Origin of the sequence: Algibacter sp., assembly GCF_049667265.1 — a bacterium.
GTDB lineage: Bacteria > Bacteroidota > Bacteroidia > Flavobacteriales > Flavobacteriaceae > Algibacter_B.
In genome coordinates, this window is record NZ_JBATHX010000267.1 from 1 (window position 1) to 2000 (window position 2000).

General features: G+C 38.2%; 1 protein-coding gene and 1 pseudogene. Both read right to left on the minus strand.

Annotated elements, in window-relative coordinates:
• Positions 1 to 211 (minus strand): annotated as a pseudogene (locus WBN21_RS10025) (efflux RND transporter periplasmic adaptor subunit); the annotation flags it as partial.
• 11 nt (positions 212 to 222) lie between these two features.
• The gene (locus tag WBN21_RS10030) at positions 223 to 1545 is read right to left on the minus strand and encodes a TolC family protein (protein WP_424199873.1); all 1323 of its coding nucleotides are present in this window, start codon (positions 1543 to 1545) and stop codon (positions 223 to 225) included.
• Between the last annotated feature and the right edge of the window lie 455 nt (positions 1546 to 2000).

A 2000-nucleotide genomic window follows, 5' to 3' on the forward strand; every position in this document is an offset into this window, starting at 1 on the left:
CTCCAGAAACTTGTGTACCTACGTCTACTTGATTTATGGGTTCAATGGTTCCGGTTGCCGTAACCATAGTGGTTACATCTGCTTTTTTGGCGAGTACTGTTTTTGCTTCAACAATAATAGCGTCGCCACCTTTTAAGAAAGTGTAACCTACAATTGCAAGTGCTGCGACTACAATGCCTGTTATTATAATTTTCTTTTTATTTTTTTTCATGATAGTATAGATTAAAGTTTGATATCGTTCCCTTGATAAAATTGAAGTAGTTGGGTATACAAAAGGCTTAAATATTTTGTCTGAATGTAGTTTTGCTCGGCATTGGTATATGTATTTTGGCTGACCACTAGATCGGTGGTACTCAAAGCTCCTAGTTCGTACTGTTTCTGTGCCAATCGGTACGATTCACTTGCAGCATTTTTCGCAACTTCGGCGGCTACCATTTGGCTCTGGGCCGCTGTTGCATTTTGCCAAGCCGTTTCTATTTTTTGATATAGGTCTTTTTCTTCTTGTGCCAATTGTAATTGGGCCATATCAATATTTATTTTGGATTTTTCAATTTCTGTTTTCGTTTTGTTCCTGTTGAAAATAGGAACGTTTAAAGAGAGTCCGACCCGTTGATTAAAGTTTAGGTCGAGCTGGTCGGAAAAATTAAAATCCCGTGTTGAGGTATAACCGGAGCCAAGGCTTCCTGTTAAGGAAAGTGTAGGTAGATATCCCCCTTTGGCAATATCCAGTTCCTTTTCCGAAACGGACACATTGATTTTACTTGCATTTATTTCGGGAAGTTTTTCCAAAGCCTGACTATAGATTAGATTCACATCAGGAATCAAATCTTCATCGGTGCCTGTCGGTTCGGCAATTTGAAATGCAGTACCGTTCGGAAGCTCCAAAAGCTGTTTAAGAGTCAATAGCTGTTGGGCATAATCATTTTTAGCGGTTATTAGATTATAGGCATTCGTAGCCGTGTTGGACTGTGCATCTGTATAATCCTTTAGGGCAATGGAACCAGCTTCTAAACGGGCCTTGGCCTGCTCCTCTTCTTTTTGCGATGCAACTAGGTTGTTTTCTGCTATCGTGATGTTTTCTTTACTATAGAGCAGTTGAATATAACTATCGGCAATACTCAGGATGATATTGTTTTTGGCCTGCTCCTCATAAAAGGAATACTGATCAACCAAAAGTTTGTTTTGTTTTATTTCATTATTGATTTGGTTGCCTTGAAAAAGGGTTACCTGGGTATTCAACCCTAAACTTGTAGAATTTATCTGTTGGGAAACAAAATCACTGGTTATCGGGTCAATCGAATTCCCATTGGTAAAGTTCTGTGAAGCCATACCCGATAGATTGGGTAATCTTGAAGATCTTGACAATTTATAATCCTGAAGCGTGCTATTTTTTTGCAAAACGGCCTGTTTTACGGAAATGTTATGCTCCAAAGCATAGGAAATGCAATCTTCTAAGGACCAAATTTTATTGTGATCACTTGGAGTTTGCTGACTCTGTACAAACTGCCCGAGTAATACTAGAAATATGATGATTGTTTTTTTCATGTCGTTGTATGCAATTTTGATTGAAATACGGTACAAATATCCGTCGGTTGTCATACAATATCTATTGAAATAGATGGATGGGGGAATTGACTAGACCAAAACGGTTATTTTCCCGACGGGATTTTTTAAGGAATTGCATCTTGATACTTAAAACGTTGGTTTAAGGGTCAAAATGTACCGGGTATATCCTGCTATCGATACACCAATAAGTCCTTGAAGTATGCTTAAAAGCGGCACCGAGGGCGCAGCCCACTTTCAGAATAACCTAAATGAAATCCTTTGGTTTTTGCTGTACCCAGTAGTGAGATCTCCATTTACAAAACCATCCCGTCCATAGACAAAAACCTAGGATTGGTTGATTGGTTTTCTTTTTGGATGATTTGTAACGGTTCTTTGTTTCATAATCTAAAAATGGATCAAAATGAAAACAAAAGCAATTTTATTAAGTATTACGG